26 protein-coding genes and 2 pseudogenes are annotated in these 26,143 nt (G+C 59.8%); 17 read left to right on the top strand and 11 right to left on the bottom strand.

Features of this window, described 5'->3' with window-relative positions:
• On the top strand, window positions 1-585 hold a 585-nt coding region (locus tag HWX25_RS30855), incomplete at its 5' end, for an IS3 family transposase (protein ID WP_175912346.1).
• 33 nt (window positions 586-618) lie between these two features.
• Here the strand turns inward: HWX25_RS30855 and HWX25_RS30850 are convergent.
• The 4 genes and pseudogenes from HWX25_RS30850 to HWX25_RS30835 all read right to left on the bottom strand — a co-directional run.
• Window positions 619-980, bottom strand: a pseudogene (locus HWX25_RS30850) (transposase); the annotation flags it as partial.
• Window positions 981-1,123: 143 nt separating this feature from the next.
• Window positions 1,124-2,596 (bottom strand): aldehyde dehydrogenase family protein, encoded by a 1,473-nt coding sequence (locus tag HWX25_RS30845; protein ID WP_175912344.1) that lies wholly within the window; start codon window positions 2,594-2,596, stop codon window positions 1,124-1,126.
• Window positions 2,597-2,754: 158 nt separating this feature from the next.
• Window positions 2,755-4,398, bottom strand: a complete 1,644-nt coding sequence (locus HWX25_RS30840; protein ID WP_175912342.1) for a GMC family oxidoreductase N-terminal domain-containing protein — start codon at window positions 4,396-4,398, stop codon at window positions 2,755-2,757.
• Window positions 4,399-4,551: 153 nt separating this feature from the next.
• Window positions 4,552-5,454, bottom strand: a complete 903-nt coding sequence (locus HWX25_RS30835) for a LysR substrate-binding domain-containing protein (protein ID WP_175912340.1) — start codon at window positions 5,452-5,454, stop codon at window positions 4,552-4,554.
• A 198-nt stretch (window positions 5,455-5,652) separates the two neighbouring features.
• Here HWX25_RS30835 and HWX25_RS30830 point away from each other — a divergent pair, with 198 nt between their 5' ends.
• The gene (locus tag HWX25_RS30830) at window positions 5,653-5,973 is read left to right on the top strand and encodes a DUF4148 domain-containing protein (protein ID WP_175912338.1); all 321 of its coding nucleotides are present in this window, start codon (window positions 5,653-5,655) and stop codon (window positions 5,971-5,973) included.
• Between the two features lie 27 nt (window positions 5,974-6,000).
• Here the strand turns inward: HWX25_RS30830 and HWX25_RS30825 are convergent, their stop codons facing one another.
• Both HWX25_RS30825 and HWX25_RS30820 read right to left on the bottom strand, forming a co-directional pair.
• Window positions 6,001-6,756: an SDR family oxidoreductase gene (locus tag HWX25_RS30825; RefSeq protein ID WP_175912336.1), complete on the bottom strand. Its 756-nt coding sequence runs from the start codon at window positions 6,754-6,756 to the stop codon at window positions 6,001-6,003.
• 45 nt (window positions 6,757-6,801) lie between these two features.
• Window positions 6,802-7,242, bottom strand: a complete 441-nt coding sequence (locus HWX25_RS30820) for an SgcJ/EcaC family oxidoreductase (RefSeq protein WP_175912335.1) — start codon at window positions 7,240-7,242, stop codon at window positions 6,802-6,804.
• A 230-nt stretch (window positions 7,243-7,472) separates the two neighbouring features.
• Here HWX25_RS30820 and HWX25_RS30815 point away from each other — a divergent pair, with 230 nt between their 5' ends.
• The 13 genes from HWX25_RS30815 to HWX25_RS30755 all read left to right on the top strand — a co-directional run bounded on the left by HWX25_RS30815 (window position 7,473) and on the right by HWX25_RS30755 (window position 20,531).
• Window positions 7,473-8,726 (top strand): FAD-dependent oxidoreductase, encoded by a 1,254-nt coding sequence (locus HWX25_RS30815; RefSeq protein WP_175912325.1) that lies wholly within the window; start codon window positions 7,473-7,475, stop codon window positions 8,724-8,726.
• Entirely contained in the window at window positions 8,723-8,917 is a 195-nt protein-coding gene (locus tag HWX25_RS33835) for an SDR family oxidoreductase (protein ID WP_175912323.1), read from the top strand. The genes HWX25_RS30815 and HWX25_RS33835 overlap by 4 nt, the downstream gene beginning before the upstream one ends.
• A 158-nt stretch (window positions 8,918-9,075) precedes the next feature.
• Window positions 9,076-10,335, top strand: coding sequence for an alpha/beta hydrolase (locus tag HWX25_RS30805; RefSeq protein ID WP_175912321.1), 1,260 nt, complete (start codon window positions 9,076-9,078; stop codon window positions 10,333-10,335).
• Window positions 10,336-10,350: 15 nt separating this feature from the next.
• On the top strand, window positions 10,351-11,214 hold the full coding sequence (locus HWX25_RS30800) for a VOC family protein (protein ID WP_175912319.1): 864 nt from the start codon (window positions 10,351-10,353) through the stop codon (window positions 11,212-11,214).
• Between the two features lie 26 nt (window positions 11,215-11,240).
• Entirely contained in the window at window positions 11,241-12,932 is a 1,692-nt protein-coding gene (locus HWX25_RS30795; RefSeq protein ID WP_175912317.1) for an AMP-binding protein, read from the top strand.
• 1 nt (window position 12,933) lies between these two features.
• Complete coding sequence (locus HWX25_RS30790) at window positions 12,934-13,716, top strand: Asp/Glu racemase (RefSeq protein WP_279610151.1); 783 nt, start codon at window positions 12,934-12,936, stop codon at window positions 13,714-13,716.
• A 1-nt stretch (window position 13,717) separates the two neighbouring features.
• Window positions 13,718-14,209: an acyl-CoA thioesterase gene (locus HWX25_RS30785; protein WP_175912315.1), complete on the top strand. Its 492-nt coding sequence runs from the start codon at window positions 13,718-13,720 to the stop codon at window positions 14,207-14,209.
• Between the two features lie 8 nt (window positions 14,210-14,217).
• Window positions 14,218-15,357, top strand: coding sequence for an FAD-dependent monooxygenase (locus HWX25_RS30780; RefSeq protein WP_175912313.1), 1,140 nt, complete (start codon window positions 14,218-14,220; stop codon window positions 15,355-15,357).
• A gap of 168 nt (window positions 15,358-15,525) precedes the next feature.
• A complete protein-coding gene (locus HWX25_RS30775) occupies window positions 15,526-16,914 on the top strand; it encodes an MFS transporter (RefSeq protein ID WP_175912311.1) in 1,389 nt (462 codons plus the stop codon).
• Window positions 16,915-16,992: 78 nt separating this feature from the next.
• Window positions 16,993-17,406, top strand: coding sequence for a DoxX family protein (locus HWX25_RS30770; RefSeq protein WP_175912309.1), 414 nt, complete (start codon window positions 16,993-16,995; stop codon window positions 17,404-17,406).
• Window positions 17,407-17,518: 112 nt separating this feature from the next.
• Window positions 17,519-18,742, top strand: coding sequence for a porin (locus tag HWX25_RS30765; protein WP_175912307.1), 1,224 nt, complete (start codon window positions 17,519-17,521; stop codon window positions 18,740-18,742).
• A 28-nt stretch (window positions 18,743-18,770) separates the two neighbouring features.
• Window positions 18,771-19,709: a LysR family transcriptional regulator gene (locus tag HWX25_RS30760; RefSeq protein WP_175912306.1), complete on the top strand. Its 939-nt coding sequence runs from the start codon at window positions 18,771-18,773 to the stop codon at window positions 19,707-19,709.
• 126 nt (window positions 19,710-19,835) lie between these two features.
• A complete protein-coding gene (locus HWX25_RS30755) occupies window positions 19,836-20,531 on the top strand; it encodes a TetR/AcrR family transcriptional regulator (RefSeq protein WP_244138817.1) in 696 nt (231 codons plus the stop codon).
• A 12-nt stretch (window positions 20,532-20,543) separates the two neighbouring features.
• On the opposite strand, the gene HWX25_RS30750 is transcribed toward HWX25_RS30755, so the two are convergent.
• Genes HWX25_RS30750 through HWX25_RS30735 form a run of 4 tightly spaced genes read right to left on the bottom strand, consistent with a single transcriptional unit; the run spans window position 20,544 to window position 23,221 of the window.
• Window positions 20,544-21,017, bottom strand: coding sequence for a nuclear transport factor 2 family protein (locus HWX25_RS30750; protein ID WP_175912304.1), 474 nt, complete (start codon window positions 21,015-21,017; stop codon window positions 20,544-20,546).
• A gap of 24 nt (window positions 21,018-21,041) precedes the next feature.
• On the bottom strand, window positions 21,042-21,872 hold the full coding sequence (locus HWX25_RS30745; RefSeq protein ID WP_175912302.1) for an SDR family NAD(P)-dependent oxidoreductase: 831 nt from the start codon (window positions 21,870-21,872) through the stop codon (window positions 21,042-21,044).
• On the bottom strand, window positions 21,869-22,768 hold the full coding sequence (locus HWX25_RS30740) for an NAD-dependent epimerase/dehydratase family protein (protein WP_175912300.1): 900 nt from the start codon (window positions 22,766-22,768) through the stop codon (window positions 21,869-21,871). The genes HWX25_RS30745 and HWX25_RS30740 overlap by 4 nt, the downstream gene beginning before the upstream one ends.
• A gap of 24 nt (window positions 22,769-22,792) precedes the next feature.
• Entirely contained in the window at window positions 22,793-23,221 is a 429-nt protein-coding gene (locus tag HWX25_RS30735) for a nuclear transport factor 2 family protein (protein ID WP_175912298.1), read from the bottom strand.
• Window positions 23,222-23,395: 174 nt separating this feature from the next.
• Between HWX25_RS30735 and HWX25_RS30730 the strand changes: the two genes are divergently transcribed.
• The gene (locus HWX25_RS30730) at window positions 23,396-24,292 is read left to right on the top strand and encodes a LysR family transcriptional regulator (protein ID WP_175912296.1); all 897 of its coding nucleotides are present in this window, start codon (window positions 23,396-23,398) and stop codon (window positions 24,290-24,292) included.
• Between the two features lie 74 nt (window positions 24,293-24,366).
• On the opposite strand, the gene HWX25_RS30725 is transcribed toward HWX25_RS30730, so the two are convergent.
• The gene (locus HWX25_RS30725) at window positions 24,367-25,134 is read right to left on the bottom strand and encodes an SDR family oxidoreductase (RefSeq protein ID WP_175912294.1); all 768 of its coding nucleotides are present in this window, start codon (window positions 25,132-25,134) and stop codon (window positions 24,367-24,369) included.
• Between the two features lie 510 nt (window positions 25,135-25,644).
• Between HWX25_RS30725 and HWX25_RS30720 the strand changes: the two are divergent.
• Window positions 25,645-25,998: pseudogene (locus HWX25_RS30720) on the top strand (IS5-like element IS402 family transposase); the annotation flags it as partial.
• Between the last annotated feature and the right edge of the window lie 145 nt (window positions 25,999-26,143).

The following is a 26,143-nucleotide window of genomic DNA, read 5'->3' as shown; positions in this document are numbered from 1 at the left end:
CCGGTCTACAAGCGCCCGTATCGGGTGACGACGGATTCGACGCATCGCCTGCCGGTGGCGCCGAATCTGTTGGATCGGCGTTTCGACGGCTGGCGGCCCAATCAAGCCTGGGTAAGCGACATCACCTTCGTCAGGACCAGCGAGGGCTGGTTGTATCTGGCGGCGATCCTCGATCTGGCGAGCCGGCGCATCGTCGGCTGGTCGATGTCCGAGCGGATCAACGCGGATCTGGTCTGCCAGGCGTTGCGCAGCGCGTGCTGGCAACGCAAACCGCCACCGGGATTGCTGCTGCACTCCGATCGCGGAGCCCAATACGCCAGTCGCGCATACCGGAAATTGACCGCCGCGTTCAAGATAAACGTGTCAATGAGCCGCCGCGCCAACGCCTGGGATAACGCCCCGATGGAGAGCTTCTTCAAGACGCTGAAGGTCGAAAGAATCTACCAGACTCACTACGAAACGCGTGCCCACGCCCGCTTGGATATCGTCGATTGGATCGAGGGCTATTACAATCGGCAACGTCTGCATACCTCGATCGACTTCCTTACCCCCGTCGACTACGAGGCTGGTTTGATCGCTGCATAAGATGCTGTACGTGAAAACGAGGCAGGGTCAGACCGTGCGGGACAGCTGCAACAACGCACAGGTCTGTCGCTGGCTTGCGCCAAAACGCTGCATCAGGTCCGTGACCAGTTCACGGCGCCGAGAAGGCTTCAGAGCTTTTTTGACAGCACGTCCTGCAGCATGGCCTTGTCCAGCGACAGGTCGGCCACGAGTCGCTTGAGCTTCGCGTTCTCTTCCTCAAGCTGCTTCAGCCGGCGCAGCTCTGAGGGCGATAGCCCACCGTACTTCGTCCGCCAGTTGTAAAACGTCGCGTCGCTGATCCCCATCTTGCGGCAGACCTCCGCGACCGGCGTGCCCAGCTCGGCCTGCTTCAACGCATAGGTGATCTGTTCTTCGGTGAACTTGCTCTTCTTCACGGCATGACCTCCTGGTCTCGATGACAACGTCATGCCGGAATTTTCCACTTCCAAATGGGACAGTTTTGTGGGCTAGGGTCATTTGAAGAATGATTGGGTCAGTGGCGGAAAAGCCACGGGTGCGACTTCTCCGCCGACATGGATCAGAACGGGTAGTTGGGGAGCTGCGAGCGCACTGTGATCCATTGCCACTCGCTGAACTGGTCGGCATTGCTGGACGCGCCATGGCCGAAGCCGTTGCCGGAAATGCCGAGGCCGCCAATCGGGCCATAAATCCCATGCACCACGGTCTGATCGTTGATGTGGATTACTCCGGAATGCAGCGCATCGGCGACATGTTGGGCGCGGGCCAGGTCGGGGGAAACCACTGCCGCCGACAGGCCGTATTCGGTCGCATTGGCCAGTGCAATCGCTTCCTCGTCAGTGCGGAAGGTCGTGATCGCTGCCACTGGTCCGAAGATTTCCTCGGTGAAGGCCGTCATGTCAGCGGTGACCCCGGTAATAACGGTCGGCTTGAAGAACAGTCCATTGCGTGAGCCACCCGTCAGAAGCTTCGCTCCCTCGGCCACCGTCTGCGAGACAATCCGCTCGGCATTGGCGGCCTGGCGTTCGTTGATGATCGGCCCGACCTGGACGTTTGCGTCGAGGGGATTGCCGACGACGAGTGCCTTGGCCTTTTTCACGAGGGCTCCAACGTAGGCTTCGGCAATGTCCTCGTGTACCAGATGACGGCCGGTGGTGAGACAGATCTGACCTTGGTGGAAAAAGGAACCCCACGCGCCGGCACTTGCTGCCGCCTCGATATCGGCATCGTCGAGCACGATGAAGGGATTGTTTCCGCCCAGTTCCAGTGAGACGCGCTTAAGCTGTCCGCTGGCGACCGAGCCGACCTCGCGGCCGACGCGGCTGGAACCCGTAAAGCTGACCATGTTGATAAGCGGTTCTTTGACCAGTGCGGCACCGGTCTGCGCAGCGCCCGGCAGAACGTGGAGCAATCCCTGGGGTAAGCCCGCTTCTTCAAATACCCGGGCAAAGGCAACGCCGCCGATAATCGGCGATTGCACGTCGGGCTTCAGCAAGACGGCGTTGCCCATCGCCAGTGCCGGGGCGATCGCCCGCACGCCCAGGATGAAGGGCGAGTTCCACGGCGTAATAATGCCGATCACGCCGAGCGGAATACGCCGGGCGATGCTCTGAAAACCCGCTTCCATCGTTTGGGTCAGGATGCCTTTGGGCTGGCCGCCGAGCGCAGCCGCCTCCAGAAGCTCGCGGGCGGTGACGTGCACCTCCCACTGCGCTTTGGCGCGAATCGAACCGGTTTCGCGGACCAGCTGTTCGGCTAGCTCGTCGGCGTGAGCCAGCACGAGTCTGGCAGCCTCCCTTAGCACGTCGCCACGCTGCGGCCCCGCCAGTTTGGCCCAAGCCTTTTGTGCCTCACGCGCCGATGCGGCGGCGGCCGCGATGTCCTCGGCGGACGCGATGCCGATCGTGCCGAGCTTTGCGCCTGTGGCTTTTTCGGCCACATCCTCGGTGCCGAGGCTCGGATGTTTCCAGCCGTTGCTGTAGATTTTTTCATTCCACACGTGTGCGGGCGTGAGCAATGCTGTGCTGGGCATTCTTGCTTCTCCAATAAATAGTTATCCAGACTGATCTCTGTCTACTGAAAAGTAATATGGAGCCGTCTATAAAATTTGGTTGTTAAGAAGTTCGCCTTTCGGACGGGTCTATGCTGCCGATAAATGCCGCACCATAACTTGTCGCCCGCGGCGCTGATTCAAGCGGAAAGCTTTGCCGCGATGCGTTCGGCCACCATGATGATCGTGACGTTCGTCGGGGCCGACGGGATGTCGGGAATAATCGATGCATCGACGACCCGCAGCGCTTCGACGCCGCGCACCTTGCCCCACGCGTCGACCACGGCGGTCGGATCGGTTTCGGTGCCCATCGGCACGGTCGAGGTAGGGTGCAGATAGGCAGCGACGTTCGAAACGATGTTTGCCCTGAGCGCTTTGCCGTCGATGGCGTTGCCCGGTGCCATTTCATGGTCGATTACGTCCAGGAAGGGTGCGGAACGGCCAATCTGGCGGGACAGTTGCACGGCTTCGACCAATCGGTCGAGGTCATTCTTGTCATCGAAGAAGTTGTAGCGAATGTCCGGCGCGGCGAGTGGGTCGCGGCTCGAGAGCCGCAGCTGTCCAATCGACTTCGGCAAGGTCACTGCACACGCCAGAACGATCGCGCCACCGGTGGGGCTGAGCTTCGGATCGATCAGATGCGTGCCCGAGACCTGCAGGTCGAGATCGCCGGGGCCCGCGCTCTGCGAGCGCGTCCATACCAGCGCGCCGGCAGCGGGCTGCATGGCGTTTGCTTCGCGCTTGAGCGCGTAAACGTTGTAGAAAAACGGATGGTCCTGCAGGCGGGTGCCCACCGGAAGGTCGGCGACGGTTGCAATGCCGAATTCGGAGAGATGCGCAGCAGGCCCAATGCCCGAGCGCATGAGTATCGCCGGGCTGCCGAAAGCTCCCGACGCGAGAATGACTTCACCCGCGGACAGAACGTGGCCGTCGACCAGCCTGACGCCCACGGCACGCTTGCCCTCGAACACCACGCGATCCACTTCGGCGCCGCCCTGGATCGTCAGATTCGGGCGTGCACGCACGGCAGCCGTGAGATAGGCCATGCCCGTATTGATACGCACGCCATCGACGACATTGAGCGTGTAGGGGCCGGCACCGTGCTGGTCCGCACCATTGAAGTCAGATACTTGCTTCAACCCCAGCGTTTGCGCGCCGTCAACGAAGGCTCGCATCGACGGGGTGTTCTCCGCAGCCGTACGTTGCCGGATCGGAAACGGCCCGTTACGTCCGTGCCAGGCGTCGTCGCCGGAGGGCGTGTTTTCCATCGACTTGTAGGCGGCCAGCACGTCCTCCCATGACCATCCTTCGATGCCGCGTTTGGCCCAGCGCGCGAAATCGGCCTGCCGGGCGCGAATTGCGACGGCGGCATTGACTGCCGAACTGCCGCCGACCACGCGGCCTCGGGGCACCGGTATGTTGTGGCCGAGACTGGCGTCGTCGTCGGTGTGGTAGTGCCAGTCATAGGCTGGCGACCCCGCGACGATATTGGCGTCTTTCAGTACCTGAGGGTAGTCGTTCGGCGCGAAGTTCGGTCCCGCTTCCAGCAGCAGAACGCGGCGCCGCGAGTCTGTGCTCAGGCGTGTGGCGAGGACGGCGCCGGCCGACCCTCCGCCAACGATAAGGATATCGAAATACTTCGTCGATTTTGACAGCCGCCCAGATCCGGTGATTCCAGATTGCTTTTCCACCCCCAGGGCCGATGTGGTACCGGTAACCGTACCGACTGCGGCAACTGCCGCTGCAGCGCCTGTAATGATGACTTCACGTCTGGACATCTTCATTGTTGTACTCCTGAACACGTTTGCGGCGCTTCAAGCGCTCCATGAGCCGATCAATCGATATCGAACGGCTGTTTGCTCAGAATGGGCCAGCTTCAGCGAGACAACAAGATGACTTGCCTGGACCTGAGGTCCAATGAGATGGACGATGCGACTTTACGCGATGACCAGTGGGATGCGCTCAGCCAGGAAGTCGAGAAATGCGCGAACGGAGGGCAGCATGCCATGGCGAAACGGGATGACCGCCGTGATACTGGCTTCGCCGGCCAGCCAGTCGGGCAAGACCCGCTGGAGTGCGCCGGATCGTAGGTCTTCGGCGCAGACATAGGCCGGCAACGCAACAATGCCGAGCCCGTCCTGCGCGGCCTGCTTGAGGGTAACGATGTCATTGCCGGCAAGCCGGGGTTTGAGCGGCACAACTATTTCTCCGTGCGCCGGGTGCTTGAGCTTCCAGCTCATGGGACTGTTGTGCCGCAACATGACCAGCGTGTCATGTCCGGCGAGGCTTTCCGGAGTGAGTGGCATGCCGTGGCGCTCGACGTAGCTGAGGGAGGCGAACAGGAACCACGGCGCCGGTGCCAGCGTGCGCTGTACTAGCGTCGAGTCGGACAGCGGACCGGTGTGTGAGCGCAGCGCGAGGTCATAGTTGCCGCCCGCTATGTCGACCTGTTCGTCGCTGATGTGCTGGATCACATTGATCTTCGGATACCGTTGAATGAAATCCGGGACTATCTGCCGCATGGCGAATAGCGAGGTTGCCACCGCGGTGGTGAAGCGGATCGTGCCGCTCGGTTCGGCAAGGCGCTCGCGCACGGCGCTTTCGGCGAAGTCCGCCCTTTCCAGCATGGCGATCGCATGCCGGTAGAACACGTCGCCTGCATCGGTCATGTTGAGTCTGCGTGAGGTCCGGTTGACCAGCCGCACGCCGAGGGCTGCCTCGAGCTGCTGGAGGCGATGGCTTACGGTCGACTTCGGCACGTTCAGATTGCGGCTGGCGGCGGTGAGGCCTCCGCATTCCACGATTCGAACGAAATAGCGGAAGTCGTTGAGATCAAGCATGGGTGCACCTTGCGAGTCCGGTGTGATAGACGGCGTCACTGTATACCGTTTGCCGTTCCGCCGGCTTTTTTATCAAATCAGGAAGTGTGTGTGTTCGAAATGACGATTTTTGCGGGACAGGACGACAGTTAGACTGACCTCAGTCACTCCCGCACATCGCGGACCCCGTAAACGCCAGACTATCCTGGAGATAGCGTTGTGAAAGCGAACGCGAATCGAATTGTTGCCGTAGCCCTTGCCGCTGTCCTGCTCGTTCCGGTTGTAGTCTTCGCCCAGACAACGTCGGCCTTGACCCGCGATCAGGCCCGCGCGGAATTGCGTCAACTCGAACAGGCTGGCTATGACCCTGCTGCCAATCACGACTCCCGTTACCCTGCAGATCTGCAGGTTGCTGAAGCCACGGTTGTCGCGCGTGAAAACGCTGTTAAGGGTTCCACCGCGGGCATGAGCTATGGCACATCGACGAGCGGCTCTTCGGAAACGGGTACCGCGCAAAAACAGTCGTCAGTTTTAAAGTAGGCTTTTGTCGGCCGTTGCGTCGGCTGGTTACGAGACGGTCGTGCCGCTCTCCGCGAGGAAGATCGATCCGGTGGTGACACGCGCCTCGTCCGAGGCCAGAAACAGCGCTGCGTAGGCGATATCGATGGGTTTCGCCGCACCGAGCAGATTCTTCGCGTTAAGCTCGCGCATGCCCTGACTTACCTGCAGGCGTTCGATAACCCGTGGCGAAAGCGTGGTGGAGGGTGCGATTGCATTGACACGAATCCGGTCGGCCGCGTAGGTCACGGCAAGGGAACGGGTCAACGCGGCGACGCCGCCCTTGGCCGACGTGTAGCAGTCCACGCCGGGCACGCCCATCAGCGCGACATTCGATACCATGTTGACGATCGCTCCGCCGCCATTCTTGCGCATATGCGGTATCGCGAAGCGGCAACCAAGGAAGGTGCCCCACAAGTCGACTTTGACGACGCGCCAGAACTCTTCCAGATCGGCGTCAACTACCGTGTTGTCGCGCGGCGTCGAGCCGCCCGCGTTGTTATAGAGGATGTCGAGTTTGCCAAACTCGGCCACGGTTGCCTCGATCGTGGCAGCGACACTATCGCTTTGCGTGACGTCGGTCGTTATCGCGATCGCCGTGCCACCGTCTGCCCGAACACGATTGACGACCGCCGCAGCCGCAGCGGCGTCGATATCGGCCACCACGACACTTGAACCTTCACGGGCAAACAATTGCGCGGCGCTACGGCCGATACCGCTTGCAGCGCCCGTGATGATCGCCACCTTGTTGTTGAGCCGGAGCATGTCAGAACCTCGCTTGTCGCTAACTGTGACGGGTACAAACAAACGTCATTGCGGTACGGGCGGCATCTCAGGAGTGGCGGAAAAATGATGATGCGCGATCATCCATCGCCCGTTGCGCCGCACAAGAAGCCACGTGGTGCGTAAGGTGGTTGCCGACGGTTTGCCACTGGCGAGCGTGAAGCGGAAGTTGCCGTAACCCTGAGCGAGAAACGCGTCGGGACCGAGCTCAGTGATTGCCTGTTCGACGAGCTCAAGCTGCGTCGAACTCAGCATGCCGATGTACGACGCGAAGTATCCATGCACACCTTGCGTGCCCATCGCCATGCCGGGTCGGCCCGCGAACATCGTGGCGTCGTCGCTATACAGTGCGGTCAGGCCGTCGACGTCCCAATGCAGCGCTGCCGCATTCCATGCGCTTTCCATCGAACGCAGCGCTTCGCCTGCGGCGCTGGGCACCTCTTTCACCGTGGTTTCTATAGTGGACATGCTTCCTGTCTTTTTAAAGAAGACGAAAACCGTGTCTGCGTCACGCAGTGTTCAGCCGCGATAGTCTGCGCATATTCATTTAACTTTGGGTTGACTGCAATGTCAAATGTTCGTCTAATGTGTCAAACAACAAGCGGTGCAACGCACTAGTCCACGCGATCATTGAGTCAGGATGATGCTGCGATTCTTTCGCGTGCGCCGACAACGCATTCAGACAAACGGAGGAAGACATGAGCGACAGCGAGGACGTGACATGCGACGTGCTGGTGGTCGGCACCGGTGCGGGTGGTCTGGCGACGGCCATCACGGCAAAGAAGCAGGGGCTGAACGTCATAGTGGTCGAAAAACAGCCTGTATTCGGCGGTAGCACGGCGCTATCGGGTGGCTGGCTATGGGTGCCGAACAATCCGCTGGCGCGCAGAGCCGGCATAGAAGACACGGTGGAGGCGGCCCGCAACTACGTCGAGCGCGAAGCCGGAAGGCACTTCGATGGACCGCGTGTCGATGCTTTCCTCGGGCACGCGCCGGCCATGGTTGAGTTTTTCGAGCGTGAGACAGAGGTCAGGTTCACGCTCGGAGCGGCTTTTCCCGACTATCACGCGGAGACGCCTGGCGCTTCGCACGGCGGCAGACCGATCTGCGCTGAACCTTACGACGCCAATGAACTGGGCCCTCACGCAGCATTGCTGAGCCCGCCGATTCGCGGCATGACCTTTGTCGGCCTCACGTTTGGCTCCGGGCCGGACATGCGGCACTTTCTGAATGCGCTGTATTCGGTGAATTCGGCCTGGTACACGGCCAAACGCCTTGTCAAATATGGCCGGGACCTGCTGCTTCACGGGCGCAGCATGAAGCTCTTCAACGGTGCCGCACTGGCCGCACGCCTGTACAAGTCGGCGCTCCAACTCGACATCCCGATCTGGTTAAGTACGCCCGTGACAGACCTGCTCGACGAGGGTGGCCACGTTTATGGTGCCGTGATCACGCACGAAGGGCAGGTGAAGCGGGTCAAGGCGACTCGCGGCGTCGTTCTCGCGACGGGAGGTTTTCCCGGCGATCTCACACGCCGCGAGGCTGTGTTTCCGCACGCGCCCAGTTCGGCCGACCACATCACGATGGCGCCGGTCACCAATACCGGCGACGGCCTGCGCCTCGCCGAGTCGATTGGCGCCGCCACCAACATGACGTATCCGCACCTCGGTTCGTGGATGCCGGTGTCGCGTGTTCCACTCGGCAATGGCCGGGAAACTGCCATCACGCATATTCTGGATCGCGGCAAACCCGGCATCATCGCAGTGCGCGCTGACGGCCGGCGATTTACCAATGAAGGTGCCAACTATCACGATTTCGGCGCCGCCATGATCGGCGAGGCACCCGGGCAGCGTCAGGCTGCTTTTCTTGTCGCCGATCATCGGGCGGCGCGCAAATACGGCCTTGGGTTCGCCAAACCGTTCCCTGTGCCGCTCAGACCGCCACGTCGATGATGGGCACCGATCCGGTCCGGCACGAGATAGCGATCAACGGCAATCTCGCGCAATGGCGGCTTGGCATTCCATTGGGGCGCATGGCTGAGGCGACTGATCAGGCGGCAGCAATTACGTTTCTTCTTGGCGAAACCGGCCGACACATCACCGGGCAAGTGGTCACGGTTGACGGTGGGCAGTCGTTTCTCTAGCCTGGGCTTGATGCAGTACCAGGTGCGGGCGCCGTTTGGCCCGACAGCGCGGGAGCGGTGTGGTGGATTTCGAAGAATACAGTCAAATTTATCTGTCTAAAATTTGACGTGTGCGTCAAAAAAGCTATACTGACGTCAACGGATACGGAGACATTGATATGAACAACATACCAGCTGGCGTGGTTCTCGAACGTCCTCATACGTTGACGATTGACTGGTTTCCTGACACTTTGCCGCCTGCCACACAGCAGACCAGCGTGACACTGCGCACCGAAGATGGTGCGGCCACGTGCGGCGTGTTATATCGCGGCGTGTCGACGAAAACGGTCGTTTGTCTGATGCATCCGCGCGAGAACTTCACATTCCACTACCTGATTCCCGGACTGCTGCGCTCGGGCGCGTCGGTCTGGGCGCAAGCGGCTCGCTCGGTCGGCAACGACCTTCGACTCGAACACGAGCTTGCCTTGCACGACGTCGCGGCCGGCTTGCGCTACCTGCGCGAAGCGGGTTTCGAGCGCATCGTATTACTCGGCAATTCCGGCGGTTCGGGGCTCTATAGCTTCTACATCCAGCAATCGGCACTGCCCGCGCAAGACCGGATCACAAAGACGCCTGGTGGTCGCGCTACACATCTGGCGAGCGCGACAATGCCGATGGTGGACGGCATGATCTATCTGGCGCCGCATCCGGGGCAGGGTCGTTTGCTGATGGGGTGCATCGATCCGTCGGTTACTGACGAAGGCGACGCGCTATCGATCGACGATGCGTTGAACCCGTTTAACCCCGAGAACGGTTATTCCCGCGAACCAGGGGCAACGCGCTATAGCGCTGAGTTTGTCTCCCGCTACCGCGAAGCACAACGGGACCGCGTGGCGCGCCTCGACCGGATTGCCCAGCAGTTGATCGCCGTGCGCCTGGATGCGCGGCAAGCCGTGAAAGACAAGGCGGCAACCCGTCGGCAGAAGCTCGTCGCCAACCACACGCCGATCATGACCGTGTGGCGGACGGATGCCGACCTACGCTGTCTGGACGCGTCGCTCGATCCGTCCGACCGCAAACCCGGTTCGTTGTGGTCGCCGAATCCGGTGATTTCGAACTATGGTTCGGTTGGCTTTGGACGCTTGTGTTCGCCGGAGTCATGGCTCTCGACATGGTCCGGTCTCGCGTCGAACGCAGCGCTGGAAACTACCGCACCTTCGGTCACCGTACCCTCGTTGCTGGTCGAATACACCGGCGATCAGACAACTTTTCCATTGGCCATTGCCGACATTTTCACCGCCATCGGTTCGACCGACAAGACCCACGTTCGCGTGCGTGGCGATCATCACGGCAGACCGCTGGAGGTGGCGGACGAACCGGGCCGGGCAATCGCCGCGCGTGCGGTCGGTGAATGGCTGCATCAACGGTCTTTCTTATAACTCGGGAGTTGACGAATGAATCAATCAGTACCGCTCAGACTGTCGGGGGTCGATCACACGGCGCGCCCGACGTGGAAGCTGCGCGAAACCATCGAGTTCTATCGTGACACGTTGGGTCTGCCGCTCGTCCACACGATCTCCGCACGAGGCTGGGGTCCGGAGAGCCACCCGGATTTCCTGCATTTTTTCTTCGATAGCGGTAACGGCAGCACGATTGCCTTTTTCTACTATCTGGGCGAACCCCGGCCGCAAGAGCGCCCACTGATGCCGCCCGCACCGGACGACCACGTATTCGATGCAACGCATACCGCATGGCTGACGGACAGCGCTGAACAATTGCTCGCCTGGAAGGAAATGCTGGAGGCGAAGGGCGTTGAAGTCTCATCAGCTACCCAGCACGAAGTGATTGAATCGATTTACTTTCGCGACCCCAACGGATATTTCGTCGAGATCACGGTCAAGCTGCGCGAACTGGAATCGCTGGATGCCCGGGATGCGGCGCTCACCCTTGAGGCGGCGATCATGGCGGAGCAGGCTGCGAGCAGTCACGAGGGGCAGGTCCGACAGATCGACACGGTATGGCAGGAAAAGGGCAGACTGTTGAGTGGGCAATGCGGCATAAAGAGCGAAGGCCCGGGCATTTTCGTACCGGCGTTGGCGGAGTTCGCGAGCGTGGTTGATGTGGCGCGGCGCAATGCGGAGTATCGCGTCTCGCAACCGTCGCCCGGTTACTTTCTGATTGAATCGAACGCGGCACTCGAGTTCAACCGCAAGGAACTGGGTTTGAAACCAGCCGTCTGGTATGGATTGTTCACCGGTGGCTTGTGCGGGCGCATCGATACGTTTGACAAAGACCGCGTTCGTATCGTCGAACAATAAGAGCGGGTCGACTGGAGAAGACAGACATGGCAGGTATCCATTATCCGCTCGAAGGCGTCGCGTATTGCGAGCCGTCGATCGCCCGGCACTATTTTCAGGTCGGGGCATGGAAAGACAGAACGTTCGGCCAGGCGCTCGCCGAGACGGCGCAGCGCCTTTCCGACAAGTTGGCCCTGATCAGCGACGAACGCAGCATCACCTTTCGTGCGCTGGATGAGCAAAGCGACCGTCTTGCCGCCGCTTTGCTCAAACTTGGACTCGAACCCGGCGCACGCGCAGTGTTCCAGATGGGTACGACGATCGACACCGCGCTAGCTTTATGCGCGTGTTACAAGAGCGGTATTGTTCCGGTTTGTGCGTTGCCGCAATATCGCGAGGTCGAGATCGGCAAGCTGGCGAGCCTGTCGTTGCCACAAGCCTATTTCGTGCAGGCCGACGCGGCACAGTTTGATTTGGTGGGCTTTGCACGGAAGATGTGTGCCGAGCATCCGTCGTTCAAGAAGCTGGTCGTTGCGCGCGGTGATGCGCCTGCTGGGACGCACTCAATGTCCGCGTTACTGGAGTCGGTTTCGCTGGATGAGGCGAGGACCATTCTACGCGGTGTACACATCGGCTCGGAAGACGTTCTGAGCTTCCAGCTCTCGGGCGGCACGACCGGGGTGCCCAAGATCATTCCGCGTTTTCACGCGGAATACCTCGCGCATGCCGAGGCGTGGTCGAGGCACGTGGAAGCGGGCGAACATGCCACATTGATCTGGTCACTGCCTTTGCTGCACAACGCAGCGCATCTGTACGCGCTGGTACCCACGATATCCCTTGGGCAAACCACCGTGCTGATGCCGAAGGTCGATATCGTGCGCATGGCGGAACTGATCGAGCAACATCGCGTGACGCATGCGGTCTCGATCGGGCCGGTCGCGCCGCAGATCATGGCGTGTGCGGAGGTCCTTGACTATGACCTGTCGTCGCTCAAGCTGTTCTTTTGTCTGACTCGGGCCGATGCGCTCGAAACGTTTCTCGGTGTGACCAGTTCGAATATGTACGGTACGACTGAAGGATTGCTGATCGGCTCCGGCCCGGCAACTGATGCATTCGTCCGTCACCACACGCACGGGCGCTCGGGCTGTGAGCATGACGAACTCGTTCTGCTCAATGCCGATAACGAATTGCCTGTCGCGCCTGGCGAAATGGGTGAGCTGTGTTTTCGCGGCCCGTCCAGCCTGAGGGGCTACTACAACGCACCGGAGGCCAATGCCACGGCCTTCACGTCGAACGGTTTCTTCCGGACCGGGGACATGATGCGCGCGCATGTCATCGACGGCGTGACCTACTTTTCGTTCGAAGGCCGCCTGCGCGACAACATCAATCGCGGTGGCGAGAAGATCGGTGCGGAAGAGGTCGAGGAGTTTCTGAGCCGTCATCCCGCTGTTCTGGACGCGAAACTGGTGGCCATGCCGGATCCGTTTTACGGAGAAAAAGGCTGTGCGTTTCTGATTCTTCGTGAAGGGCATGCCGCGCCCAATATCCCGCAAATGATCGAGTTTCTCTCATCCCAAGGTCTCGCGAAGTTCAAATGTCCGGAGCGGATCGAAATCGTGGACGCATTTCCGGTGACGCGGGTCGGCAAAGTCGACAAGCCGGCCATGCGCCGGATCATCGCGGAAACTATCGAGGCCGAAACTGCAGCGAACATTTCACCTTCCAGAGAGGATCAATGACATGAGCAAGATCGCTTACCGGATCGGCCAGATCGTGCCGAGTTCCAACACGACAATGGAAACGGAAGTACCCGCGTTGCTGCGGCGCCGCGAGACGCTCGCGCCGGAACGATTCACGTTTCATTCGAGCCGTATGCGTATGCATAAAGTGACGAAGGAAGAACTCGTCGCCATGAATAAGGAGGGCTTGCGATGCGCGGCGGAACTCGCCGACGCCCGCATGGATGTGATGAGTACCGCCTGTCTCGTCGCGATCATGGCGATGGGCCCAGGATATCATCGCACCGTGGAGCGCGAGCTGGCGGAGGTGGCCAAAGCCAACCAGTGCGATGCGGCGGTGATGACTTCGGCCGGTGCGCTTATTGAAGGGCTGAAGATTATGGGCGCGCGCCGCATTTCGTTGATGGCGCCCTACATGAAGCCGCTGACCAGGCTGGTGGTGGAGTACATCCAGAGCGAAGGGATCGAGGTTGTCGATGCGCTGTCATTCGAGATCCCCGATAACCTGGATGTGGGTCGGCGCGACCCCTTGCAGCTTATACAGGACGTGGAAAAGCTTTACGTGGCGAATGTCGACGTCGTTGTGGCGTCAGCGTGTGTGCAGATGCAATCGCTGCCGGCCATCGAGGCAATCCAGACCCGACTCGGGATTCCCGTCACGTCGACGGCGGTATGCACGACGCGGCGGATGCTCGACAGGCTGGGACTCGACGCGCAGATTCCGGGCGGCGGCGCGTTGTTGACGGAAAAATTTGCAGTGCCTGTGGCGCCGGTCGAGGCCTGAGATGACTGCCTTCGAGGGTTTCGACACCGGCCCGTCAGAGTGGTTGATCAGCGCTCAACCCTTTGTGGTGCGTCGGCGCGTGAAATGGGCCGAGTGCGATCCGGCCGGAGTGGTCTACACGGTCAATTTTTGTGAATACGTGATTTCTGCGGCAAACCGGTTCTATGCTTTCCTGCTTGGCGCCCCGGTTGAGGCCGGCAAGGACGCCCAATCGTTCGGGACACCGGTCAAGGCGCTGAGGTTTGTATTCAACAAGAGCCTGAGACCGGATGAATTGTTCGATGTAAGCGTGACCGTCATGGATGTGCGCGAACGGTCTTTCGATCTTGCGATAGCAGGAACCAACGAAACCGGAGAGAACATTTTCTCGGCGACGTTGAGCCCTATCTGCATAGCCCGTCCCGAGCGCCGCTCGATCGCCATACCAGCCGAATTTCGTAGACGTTTGATGGAAGTCGCCGCGCAGCGCACGGCGCTCGAGCAAGGCGCATGAGACTGAAGATGGACATCAATATTGTAGGAGGAGGGCCCGGCGGGCTGTTTCTCTCATATCTGGTCAAACGACGCTTTCCGGAGTGGACAGTCCGGGTCTATGAACAGAATGACGCTAGCGCTACTTACGGTTGGGGTGTGGTGTTTTCGGACGTCGCGCTGTCGTTTCTCGAGAAATCGGACCCCGCGTTCTTCCGTCGATTTACCGCCGGCCACGTACGTTCTGAACACATGGAAATTGTTCACCGCGGCGTGCACGTACCGATCCATGGCAACTGCTTCTCGCGGGTTGCCCGGATTGCCTTGCTGCAGTTTCTGCATACTGAATGCAGGTCGGCGGGCGTCGATCTACAGTTCAACACTCGCATAGACGACCTGGGCGCATTGCGTCAGGCAGATCTCGTTGTGGTGGCGGATGGCGTGAACAGTCGGACTCGCGCGCAATATGCGGATGCCTTCAAACCGTCGTTCGTGCAGCGTCGCAACAAATTTGCCTGGTACGGAACCAGCAAGCCGTTTCATGCTGTCTCGCTGATTTTTCGCGAAACCAGGTTCGGTGTTTTCATCGCCCATAGTTATGCGTATGCCGAAGGGATGAGTACGTTTCTGATCGAAACGGATCCGCAGACGTGGACACGCGCCGGATTGAGCGAAATGGGCGATGCGGACAGCCGCGCCTTCTGTGAGCAGGTTTTCGCCGACGACCTGCACGGACACGGTCTGTTGTCGAACAAGTCCACCTGGTTTGAAGCCATGGCTGTTAAAAACGAGAACTGGCATCACGAGAACATGATTCTGATCGGGGATGCGCTGCGCTCGGTGCATTTCTCGCTCGGCTCCGGGACACGGATGGCGATGGAAGATTCGATCGCGCTATACGAAGGCCTGTGTGCACACAAGTCTGATCTAAAGTCTGTGTTCGACTATTTCGAAGCGTTGCGCCGCTCCGCTTCGGATCGCTTCCAGCTGGCCGCGGCAAAGAGTCTTGATTGGTATGAAAACGTCGGCGACAAGCTGCATCTCGATCCGATCGGTTTCACTTACGACTACATGCGCCGTACCGGACGCGTGACGCATGATGATTTGCGCCAGCGAGATCCGGGATTCGTTCGGCAATATGAACTGCTCCACGGTGAGCCGGTGAACTGACGCGCCGGCCGCGGCAGGTCTTTTTTTATTCGCGATTTGTCGGTGTCGTCAAATAAATGATGTGAAAGTAAATTGAATGGCGACTCCGGCTATCGTGGGGACGACGGATCCGTTCGGGCCGATAACGCGAATTCGCACCGAATATAGAAATCAGGTTAGGAGACAGTTATGGCATCGCCTGGGGAAGAGACCGCTTTTTCGTTATTCGACGGCAGGCCTGTTAGCGCGATGCAGTGGCGCGTACTCGGCATATGCGCATTGTGCATGGTGATCGATGGCTTTGATGTTCAGGCCATGGCCTATGCCGCTCCGGCGCTGGTAAAAACCTGGGGCACTAGCCGCTCCGTATTGGGGCCGGTGTTCGCGGCCGGGTTGCTGGGCATGTTCGCGGGCTCGCTGGTGCTCGCGGGATTTGCTGACAGGATCGGCCGCCGTCCGATGCTGATCGCGGCCACCGCCTGGATCGCGCTTTGCATGGTGCTTACCCCTTTCGCCAACTCGATTAGCGCCCTGATCGGCATTCGTTTTGCTGCGGGGATTGGAATGGGTGCGATCGTTCCAAATGCAATGGCCCTCGCAGGCGAATACAGCCCGGCACGCATCCGCGTGAGCCTGATGATGGCGGTATCGTCAGGCTATATCGTCGGTGGTGTGGTCGGTGGAGGGGTTGCGGCGCTGGTAATTGCACCGTTCGGCTGGGGCGGTGTCTTTTACGCGGGCGCATTGCTCACAGGGTTATTGTCCCTTTCAATGGTCGCGGCGCTTCCCGAATCGCTTCAATTTTTCCTTCTGCGCCACCCGCAAACGCCGCGAACCTTGCACCTGCTTCACCGGGTGGCGCCCGGAGCAGCCATGCCCACGTTGCCGCCCGCGAACGGCATACATAGTGGCAACACGCTCGCCATGCTGCTGGGGGAGGGGCGTCGGATCGTTACGCCTCTGCTCTGGGCTGCGAACTTCGCCAACATGCTTTGCGCGTACTTCCTCGCCGCATGGATCCCCGTGCTGATGAGTGGCGCAGGCTATTCGTCGAGCAAAGCGGTGTTGGCGGGGACGGCACTTTGGCTTGGCGGGCTGGTGGGTAATTTCGCGTTGGGCATGCTGATCGATCGGCGCGGCTTTGCGGCGGTGCTGTTTGCCAATTTCGCCCTCGGTGGCATAGCAATAGTCGGCATCAGCTACTTCCATAACATGCCGCTGGCCGCCGGTCTATGCATCGCATTCGCCGGATTCAGCATTCTCGGTGGTCAATCCGGCCTGAATGCACTGGCGGTCACGATCTATCCGACAAGAGCGCGGGCTACCGGTGCGGGTTGGGCGCTCGGTTTCGGCCGACTCGGCGCGGTGCTTGGGCCACTCGCCGGCGGGCAGTTGATGGCGCTCACATGGAGCGTCGACCAAACGTTGCTTGTGTCGGCCGTGCCGACCGTGCTGGCGGCGGTGGCTGTCGGCAGTCTTGGCCGCCTGCATGAACGGCGCGTGAAAGAGATCCCGGCTTCCGGGGAGACAGTGCCGGTTCGGCACAGCACGTCCGGTCAACTGGACAAAAAGGCATAACCGACGAAGAGCGGTTTGCTGGACATGAGAGGTTCGTTAGCGTTGTTATCCGATGTTTAACCAAAATGTGAGGTACTGTTGAATACAAGCACTTCTTCGGCCGCAACCCTCGGCCGCATTCTCATGAGTTCGCTCTTCCTGATGAGCGGTGTCGGCAAGCTGGCCGACCCCGTTGGCACCCAGGCCTATATTGCCTCGAAGGCGCTGCCATGGCCCGAGGCCGCTTACGTCATCGCGGTTGTGATTGAACTCGGGTTTGGAACGGCGCTCGTTCTCGGCTATCGCACCCGTATCGTCGCTGCCGTCATGGCGATATTTACATTGGCGACGGGGTTGACCTTTCACGACAACTTTGCTGATCCCAGGCAACTGATTAGTTTCATGAAGAACATTGCGATTACGGGTGGATTTATACAGGTGATCGTATGGGGTGCCGGTTCTCTGAGCCTCGATGCATTTATTGCGGCAAACCGGCGGCGTGAGCGGGCATAGCGGTCAGCAGTTCCTGGTAACGTGAGATTTTCTGATTGCCACGACACGAAATGATCCGTTTATAGACGGCTCGATAATAAATAGTATTACTAAATAATATTGGAGACGATTCGTGAAAAAGGCTTATATTGGATGTTTACTCGGTGGATTCGTTTGCGCAGCACATGCGCAGAGCACAATCACCCTCTACGGCATCGTGGATCTTGGCGTCACGTACGTGAACAACGCACAAACCGGCAAAGCAGGCGGTGCGCTGTCAGGTGCGCATCAGTTTGCTCTGACCGATGGAACAGCGACGGGCGTAAGCGGGAGTCGCTGGGGGCTGCGCGGAACGGAGGACCTCGGCGGAGGACTGAAATCACTATTCGTCATCGAAAACGGTTTCAACGCGAATAACGGCGTACTTGCTCAGGGCGGAACGGAGTTCGGCCGCCAGGCCTACGTGGGGATTACCGGCGGACCTGGAACAGTGACACTCGGCAGGCAATATGACACGTTGGTCGACTTCTTGCAGCCGCTGGCTGTCGTGGGGCAGTGGGCGGGATTCATGGGCACGCATCCCGACGACGTCGACAATCTGGCTAATTCGAATCGCATCAACAATGCGGTCAAGTTCACGAGTGCTGCGTACCACGGGTTTAGCGCGGGTGCTGCCTATAGCTTCGGTGGCACGGCGGGGAGCATTACACAAAACCAGATTTGGTCAATCGGCGCGGGCTATACCGGCGGTGCCTTGTCGCTCGGGGCCGGTTATCTGAATGCTCGCGATCCGAACATCTCCTTCTACGGAAATACGCCGAACAAGGGCGGCGTGACAGCGGACAATATCGGGGCGCTGGGATCGGCGACGTCAGCCCAATCGAATCCTGCGTATGCCGGCTATGCGTCGGCTAAAACGACCGAGATTTTTGGTGTGGGCGCGGCGTATACGATCAGTACCACTACGCTCGGATTCGTTGCGACCAATACGCGTTTCGAGTCGCTTGGCTCTGCCTCGGGCCCCAACCCGTTCGGCTATTCTGGAACTGCCCAGTTTACAAACCTTGAATTGAGCGTGAGGTCCCGGCTCACCCCCGCATTATTGATCGGCACCGCATTTGACTATATGCGGCGAAATTCGGTCAAGGGCGATGGTGGCGCCCGGTATCTTCAACTCGACTTCGGCGCCGATTACAACCTCTCCAAGAGAACGGACCTTTACGCGTTGACGGTCCTGCAGCGCGCAAGCGGCCGTGACTCGCTCAATCAGGCGGCGGTCGCCTCCATCAGCGGCTTTAGCCCGTCCACCACCAGCCAGCAGGTCGGTGTTCGCGTTGCATTGCGGCATAAATTCTAGTGATGGGGGAGCAGCCGGGTAGCGCACGATGAACCTATTGCGAAACATGAGAGTCTTCGTGCGCGTGGCTGAGGCAGGCAGCTTCACCGCGGGCGCGGAGCAGTCGGACATGACCACGGGGCAGGCTTCCCGCTTTATCTCGGATCTGGAAGCCCATTTGCGCACTCGGCTGTTCAATCGGACGACCCGGCGTATCGGGTTGACCGATGCGGGAAACCGGTATTTACAGCGCTGCAAGGCGATCCTCGCGCTGATCGATGCATCCGAAGCCGAGGCCGGAGAAGCGCGAACATCACCGGCTGGCGTGCTTCGTATTCATGCTCCGTTGAGCTTCGGGCAGATCTATGTCGTGCCGGCATTGACTCGCTATCTGGAGAGATATCCGTTGGTCCGTGCTGACGTGACGCTGTCGCAGCGATTTCCCGACCTGCTCGACGAGGGGTTCGACGTTGCGTTCCAGGTCGCCACGGTGAATTTGCCAGACTCCGCACTCGTGTCCGCCAGAATCTGCACGATGCCAACTGTGCTGTGCGCGTCCCCGAAATACATTCAACGGCACGGCGCACCACGGTCGGTGTCGGATTTGCATCAGCATACGTGCCTGCAGTTGGTGACCCCGCACTTTCCCGTCGATCGCTGGAGGTTTGAAGGAAGGGACGGCGTGGCCGAAATCGAACTGCGCCCGGGTAAGTTGCGTGTGAACTCGGCCGATGCATTAGCGCTTGCACTGGTCGAGGGATTTGGAATCGGGCCGTTGCCGATGCTTTCTGCGTTATCGGCGCTGCAGAGTGGCGCGCTGGTGCGTGTGCTGCCGGAGTATGAGTTGCAGGGTACAGCCGTGTACGCCACGTATTTGTCGCGAGAGTACCTGGACGCAAAGATCAGGACGTGGATTGCTTTCCTGCGCGAGTTTGTGACAGAGGCGCTTTCTGCTCATCATACTGAATGCTCGAGCAGCGAGGCATGACGACGGCGCGCTAATCAGACCGGGCCGCGACGGGTTGAGCGGGATGGTCTGAGCGTTACAATCACGCAAACACAACACTGCGGTAGGGCGGCAATCTGGCCGTCGACCGTTATCAGGAGTGATTTCGTGGCAAAGGTGAATGCTGAGGGACAAAAGGAACAGATCCTGAACGCCGCGGCCGCGCTCTTCATCGAGAAGGGTTTCGGCGGTGCGTCGATGCAGGAAATCGCGGAGGCGCTCGGCGTGACGCGTACGGCCGTCTATTACTATTTCAAGAACAAGGACGAGATACTCACGGCGCTGGTAGAGGAGGTCACGTTAAGAGCGAGGCGGCTGTCGAGCCAGGCGGTCGCCGAACTGGATGCAGATCCGAAAGAGCGCCTGCGTCTACTGGTTCATCAGCATACGACGCTGATTCTCAGCCACTACAACGAATTTCGCGTGATCCAACGCACCGAGCAGCAGTTGCCGGAACGCGCGTATCGCGCGAACGAAGATGCCAAGCGTGCGGTGCTGAACAACTTTACCGCGGCAATCGAAGCAGGGGTGAGCGCCGGGGTGTTCCGGGTCGTCGACGCCAAAGTCACGGCGTTCACGCTCATCGGCATGTGCAGCTGGCCCGCGTTCTGGTACAAGCCGGACGGCGCGAGCAGCGCAGTCGAGATCGCCGACACGATCGCGGAGCTCGCCGTGCAATCGGTGGTACGGCCGGCCAAACGGCAATTGAAAGGCAGCAGCGCCGTCAGCGAAGCGTTGGCGCTGCTGCGTGAGGATCTGGATCATCTATCGGTGATGATCGACAAAACGCCGAAGGCGGGCTAGTGACCTATTCGCTTACGGTTTGACGCTCTCGCTACCCATGACCGGTGTCCAGTTGGCGAGCGGTGTGAGGAAATGAAGGTCGAAACGGCGGTCGACGAAGGCCCAGCGGCCGTCGCGACGTTCAAAGCGGTCGTGATAGAGGCCGCTGATTTGCACCGGACCCATTTCGACATGGGTGCACAGGCAGTCGACGGCGGCCCGGCCGGTAGCGCTGTCGCCGTCGATATCGATCAACGGGTTGGCCATCCAGTGATGCATGTGGGGCATTTTCTGCCAGTTCTGCCGAGCCGATTCGAGAATCGCTTCGACGCCTTCAAAGTTGCCGAATGCGTCGCCGAGTGACAGCTTGGCGCCTTCATGCCATATGCTGCGCAACAGGGCTTCGTCATGACTATCGAAGGCTTGTGCGTATTCAGCGATCAGCCGTTCAAGTGCGAAGCGGCTTTCCACCGCATCGAGCCGTGAGTCGAGAGTTTGGGCATTCATGAAGTGTTTCCTGTGATGGATGATTTAAAAGTTGGTGGAGTGGGACAATTCGCGCCAGCGTTCCACTTCACGGGCAACGTAGTCCAGCTTGTCGTCCACGACCTTGAGCGCGTCGGCGCCGGCGACGAAGCGCAGCGGCGGCTCCGCTTCGTTAGCGATCTGGACGAGCGCAAGGCCAAGCTTGTCGGGGTCGCCGACCTGGTTGTGATTGCGGGCCTCGAACACTGCATTGGCCTTCGCGCGGAAATCGTCGTAGTCATTCAGCGCGCGCGTGCCGCGCTTTAGGGAACGGTCATCAAGAAAATCGGTGCGGAAGGCACCTGGTTCGACGATGGTGAGCTTGAGGCCGAAGTCCGCGATTTCCTGTGCGAGAGCCTCGGAGAATCCTTCGATGGCGAATTTGGTGGCCGAATACATCGAGGCACCCCGGACGCCTTTGAAGCCGCCATTGGACGACATATTGATGACGTGCCCTGCGCGTTGCCGGCGCATCAGCGGCAATACCGCCCGGGTGACGTTGAAAGTGCCGAACACGTTGGTGGCGAACTGACGTTCGATTGCCTCGGGTTCGATTTCCTCGAATGGTCCGAACTGACCATAGCCCGCGTTGTTGACTAGTACATCGATGCGGCCAAAACGGGTAACGGCGGCTTCCACGGCGGCCTCGGCCTGGGCCGCGTTGCGAATGTCCAGTTGCGCTGCCAGAACGTGTGTAGCGTTCGCCGCGTAGACCTGCTGCAGCCGCTCGAGGTCGAGATCAGTGGCAACCACTACGTCGCCCGCGGTTAGCGCTGCCCAAGCAATGCCGGCGCCGATACCGCCAGCGCTGCCGGTGATGAACCAGACTTTACTCATAGCGGCATGTCCTCTTCAATCCAGGCCAATGCCGACGTATGGCGCGGCGTCCAGCCGAGTTCCTTGCGGGCACGCTTCGCGCGCACACGGCTATTGGAGCCGAAGGTGTAGTGCGCATGGACCTTGCCCCAACGCTCGGTAGCTTGCTCCACCGTCAGGGATTCAACCGGTCCAAGCTTCAGACGCCGCGCGATAGCATTGCCAATTTCACCGAACGACGCTTCGCCGTTCTCGATGAAATAGAACGCGCCAGCCGGTGCTTTCTCGAACGCCAGCAGATAGAGTTCGGCCACATCTTCAATATGGACGTTCGACCAGCGATTGACGCCCCGTCCAACCATGTGCACCACACCGCCCTTGCGAGCGTCGTCGACCAGAAACGGGATCTGCACGCTGCGCGGATTGAGGCCTGTGCCACTGCCGTAGATGTTGCTCGGACAGATCACTACGGCGCGCACGCCCTCAGCGGAGGCGGCGAGTACTTGCAGCTCAATGTCACGACGGGGTTGCTTGACGGGCTCTACGATCATCGGCGTGTCTTCGTCGTAGATCGCTTCCGAAACGCTATTGCCCAGTGCATCATCGCCGATCACACTCGAGCCGCTCGTGTGCAGCAAGGGTTTGCCGGAGCTGCGTAGTCCCTCGATAAGCGCTTCGATCGCCGACTGATGGTCGCTGTCCGCCGCGTGAATTACGCCGTCCGATTGCTGGGCCTCACGCGTCAGCAGACTGCTGTCTTCGAGGCTGCCGATCACGGGCTCAATACCCAGTGCTTTCAATGCTTCGGCTTTGCTTGCGTCGCGGATCAATCCACGAACGCTATGACCTGCGGCGAGCAGGCGGCGGGCGACAGTGCCGCCGACGAAACCACTCGCGCCAGTAACAAAAATGCTCACGATCTGTTCCTTTAGAAAACTTGGTTAGGTAACTTGGTTAGCTGTCGGAGCCGGCAGCAGAGTGGTCTGGTGCGCAACAAGTCGCCATGTTTCCTGCTCGCGGCGCCACACCACCATGAAGAGCGAACGGAGACTCCGTTCGGTTCCCCGCACGGTGGCTTCCATTTTCAGAGCGCCGCTCGCGACAAACGATTCATCGCCAAGCGGCACGACTGTCTCGATGCGGATATTCGCGCTTCTGTAGATCACCGCACCGGCCCTGACGGCGTCGAGATAAGCCGTCTTGTCGTCCTTCAGGCCGCTCGAATGCACGAATTGCAGATCGTCGGATAAAAGGTCGGTTAACGCGTCAACATCGGCATTCAGCAATAGCTGCCAACGTGTGTCTTCGAGCTTGCGCGCGAGATCGAAAAAATCTGATCCGGTTGTCATCATGAGTTCCTGTTTGGGCATTGGTTTTACCAATGCATATTCAGTACAACGGGAAAAGGGGGCGCTGTCTCCTGCGAGGCAAAGAGTCGCGTCATCTCCACGTTGCAAAAGTAACTGCTTCCCACGCCTGAATTAAGTAGGGTAGAGTTCCTGATAGAGCGGACAATGTGTCCGCGCAATGGATGCTGCGAGACTATGGATAGCGTTGCGCTTAATGTTTTTGTTCAGGCTGCCGAGACCCGCAGCTTTGTAGCTGCCGGTCGCAATCTGGGTATTTCCGCTTCAGGCGTGGGTAAAAGCGTGACGCGTCTCGAGGAAAGTCTGGGCGTCAGGTTGTTTCATCGAAGCACACGCAGCGTAACGCTGACGGCCGAGGGCGAGATGTTTGTCGAACGCGCACGCCGCATTCTGGCGGAGTTCGACGCGGCGCAAGCCGAGTTGTCGGAAGCCTCTGCAATCCCCAAAGGGCGATTGCGCGTCGGGTTACCGATGATCGGCGAACCCTTTCTGCCGGTACTTGTCGAGTTTCAGCGGCGTTATCCCGAGATCGAACTGGATCTCGACTTTGACAATCGGAAGGTCGATGTGATCGAGGAGGGATATGATGCTGTTGTTCGTAGCGGCGACGTTGAGGATTCCCGTTTGACCTCACGGCGACTGGGCTCTTTCCGGATGCTGCTCGTTGGCGCGCCGGCCTATTTCGAGCGCTGCGGGAAGCCGGTGCATCCGAGGGAACTCGCCGAGCATGCCTGTATTCAATTCCGGATGCCGAACACGGGCAAACTGCAGGTCTGGCAGCTGCGGCACGATGCCGACGAAGTCGAAGCGCAACTCGCCACAACGGTGACATGCAATACCAACGAGGCGCGCCTGTGCTTCGCGCTGGAAGGTCTCGGCATTGCCTACATGTCGGACTTCACGGTGCGTGACGCCCTCAATGACGGCAGGCTGGTGACAGTTCTGGACGAATACACGACTGACCGCAACACCTTCCAGCTATTGTGGCCGTCCGGCAGACATATCACGCCGAAGCTGCGTGCGTTCATCGATTTCATCAGCGAGCACGTGCCGCTCGAGAGGGGGCGTCAATAGCAGACGAGCAATGCGTGCCGCGGCGATCGCCCGACACGCTTGCTCTCTGGCGCGCGGCATACACGCTCAGCGATTTACCAGACCGAGTCACCGCGGATCACCGCATCAGCGCCACCGTCAATGAAAATTGTCTGGCCAGTCATATGGCCGTTCTTTTCGCTGGCGAGCCAGGCGAGGAACTCGGCGGCGGCCGCCGGTTCGTATGGGCCCCCGAGTGGCATGGGGGTGCCGGCGCTGACGGCGCGCTTTTTGTCGGGGTCCTCGAAAAGTCGCGCCAGCAATTCAGTCTTGACGAGTCCTGGCGCAAGCGCATTCAGTGGGATCCCCGAGACGGCCCAATCCGCACTGATCGCGCTGCGCCGGATCCATCGTGAAAGCGCTCTCTTGGTTGTAGCGTAGACGTAGCTCGCGTCTCGTGCCCGTTCCAATGCCTGTTCCTCTGTGCCGTTCAGCAGCATGTTCAGGAGCTGCTCATCATGAGGGTGGACCGAGGTAATGGAGGAGACGGCCACGGCGCGAGGAGCCGACGACTTCAGCAGCAGCGGCCGGAGCCCCTGCAGCGTCGCCACGGCGCCATAATAGTTGATCGCTACGGTGTCGGGGCCTGCAATATCGACACCTGCCACGGCGAGAACGGCGTCGATCGAACCGCCGCTTTTTCTCTCCACCTGCTCGACCAGATCGGCGCGTCCTTCAGGTGTACCCAGGTCTGCGATGACTTCGGCATTGCGAATATCCGCGCCAATCACATGATGGCCTTGCGTCTCGAGTAACTGCCTGGTTGCAAGGCCAATGCCGGATGCTGAACCTGTAATGACGTATTTTCTGAACCTATTGGACATATTGAGTTTTCCATTTAAGACGGGCTACAAAGGCAAACCGGCGCATACATGAACCCGTGGCCGGGGGCCGTTTGCATAGCGAAAAGGTAGCCGCTCTACTGCGAAAGATGAAGAAGGCTGCGGCTCCCGACAGTGCGGACAAGTTGTCCTGACCTCCACGCTCCGTGGGCACTTGTATGTCATGGATTCGTGGCAACGGGCTTAGCGGACAATCAGTCCGTTCAACGCATTGACTCATCAGAACTGCAACTCGCGCTGACCCGTTGCCTCACGTAGTTTGCTACTCGTCGGATGGTCCGGCGGGAGCGGCACTAGGCGACGAGGCAAATCAGCATGGCGACACGGAAAGGAGTTGGTCGCGGCATTGCCATGGTGCAATGGCAGCGCAACGTTCGGTGCCCCGGGGCGCTTGGTCATTGCTAAGAGACGGTTTCAAAAAGGCCCCGTGGGGCTGTTAACTTTCGCGGTGAGCTGTTAACCTCAGGCATCGGAACAACCGAGACTGAGGAGATGGCCAAGCCGATCATCGACGATGAATTGTGGACACTGATCGAGCCGTTACTGCCGCCACCCAAGCCGCGGCGCGAGAAGAACCCGGGCCGCCTGCCTGTTTCGAATCGCGCCGCGCTGACCGGCATCCTGTTCGTTCTCAAGACCGGACTACGCTGGCGCGACCTGCCGGCCGAGATGGGATGCGGCTCGGGCGTGACATGTTGGCGCCGGCTGCGCGATTGGCAAGCAGCCGGTGTCTGGGATCGCTTGCACGAGCTACTGCTCGCAAAGCTGCGCGCAGCGGACCAGATCGACTTCTCACGAGCCGCCGTCGATTCATCATCGATTCGCGCCGTTGGGGCAGGCCAAAAACTGATATGACTTTCCATGTCATGTCCGCGCCGACGGAATTTTGAGCCACCGGGCCGATTGGATTTTGAGCCGGGGTGGAGACCGGTCTATAGCAGGACCGGTTGTGGATAAGTGTATGGGTTTCCGGGGTCGTTGTCCTCCTGCG

Source organism: Burkholderia sp. BCC1640, assembly GCF_902833125.1.
GTDB lineage: Bacteria > Pseudomonadota > Gammaproteobacteria > Burkholderiales > Burkholderiaceae > Burkholderia > Burkholderia diffusa.
The sequence above is the reverse complement of the archived record's forward strand: the minus strand, read 5'-3'. Positions and strand labels throughout refer to the sequence as shown.

Coding starts and splice junctions, on each gene's coding strand:
- HWX25_RS30735 (WP_175912298.1), bottom strand. CDS start 23,221: ATGCCCAAACAGGAACTCATGATGACAACCGGATCAGATTTTTTCGAT.
- HWX25_RS30785 (WP_175912315.1), top strand. CDS start 13,718: ATGACTGCCTTCGAGGGTTTCGACACCGGCCCGTCAGAGTGGTTGATC.
- HWX25_RS30800 (WP_175912319.1), top strand. CDS start 10,351: ATGAATCAATCAGTACCGCTCAGACTGTCGGGGGTCGATCACACGGCG.
- HWX25_RS30790 (WP_279610151.1), top strand. CDS start 12,934: ATGAGCAAGATCGCTTACCGGATCGGCCAGATCGTGCCGAGTTCCAAC.
- HWX25_RS30815 (WP_175912325.1), top strand. CDS start 7,473: ATGAGCGACAGCGAGGACGTGACATGCGACGTGCTGGTGGTCGGCACC.
- HWX25_RS30730 (WP_175912296.1), top strand. CDS start 23,396: ATGGATAGCGTTGCGCTTAATGTTTTTGTTCAGGCTGCCGAGACCCGC.
- HWX25_RS30750 (WP_175912304.1), bottom strand. CDS start 21,017: ATGAATGCCCAAACTCTCGACTCACGGCTCGATGCGGTGGAAAGCCGC.
- HWX25_RS30805 (WP_175912321.1), top strand. CDS start 9,076: ATGAACAACATACCAGCTGGCGTGGTTCTCGAACGTCCTCATACGTTG.
- HWX25_RS30825 (WP_175912336.1), bottom strand. CDS start 6,756: ATGCTCCGGCTCAACAACAAGGTGGCGATCATCACGGGCGCTGCAAGC.
- HWX25_RS30845 (WP_175912344.1), bottom strand. CDS start 2,596: ATGCCCAGCACAGCATTGCTCACGCCCGCACACGTGTGGAATGAAAAA.
- HWX25_RS30795 (WP_175912317.1), top strand. CDS start 11,241: ATGGCAGGTATCCATTATCCGCTCGAAGGCGTCGCGTATTGCGAGCCG.
- HWX25_RS30820 (WP_175912335.1), bottom strand. CDS start 7,242: ATGTCCACTATAGAAACCACGGTGAAAGAGGTGCCCAGCGCCGCAGGC.
- HWX25_RS30780 (WP_175912313.1), top strand. CDS start 14,218: ATGGACATCAATATTGTAGGAGGAGGGCCCGGCGGGCTGTTTCTCTCA.
- HWX25_RS30745 (WP_175912302.1), bottom strand. CDS start 21,872: ATGAGTAAAGTCTGGTTCATCACCGGCAGCGCTGGCGGTATCGGCGCC.
- HWX25_RS30725 (WP_175912294.1), bottom strand. CDS start 25,134: ATGTCCAATAGGTTCAGAAAATACGTCATTACAGGTTCAGCATCCGGC.
- HWX25_RS30775 (WP_175912311.1), top strand. CDS start 15,526: ATGGCATCGCCTGGGGAAGAGACCGCTTTTTCGTTATTCGACGGCAGG.
- HWX25_RS30760 (WP_175912306.1), top strand. CDS start 18,771: ATGAACCTATTGCGAAACATGAGAGTCTTCGTGCGCGTGGCTGAGGCA.
- HWX25_RS33835 (WP_175912323.1), top strand. CDS start 8,723: ATGATGGGCACCGATCCGGTCCGGCACGAGATAGCGATCAACGGCAAT.
- HWX25_RS30840 (WP_175912342.1), bottom strand. CDS start 4,398: ATGAAGATGTCCAGACGTGAAGTCATCATTACAGGCGCTGCAGCGGCA.
- HWX25_RS30835 (WP_175912340.1), bottom strand. CDS start 5,454: ATGCTTGATCTCAACGACTTCCGCTATTTCGTTCGAATCGTGGAATGC.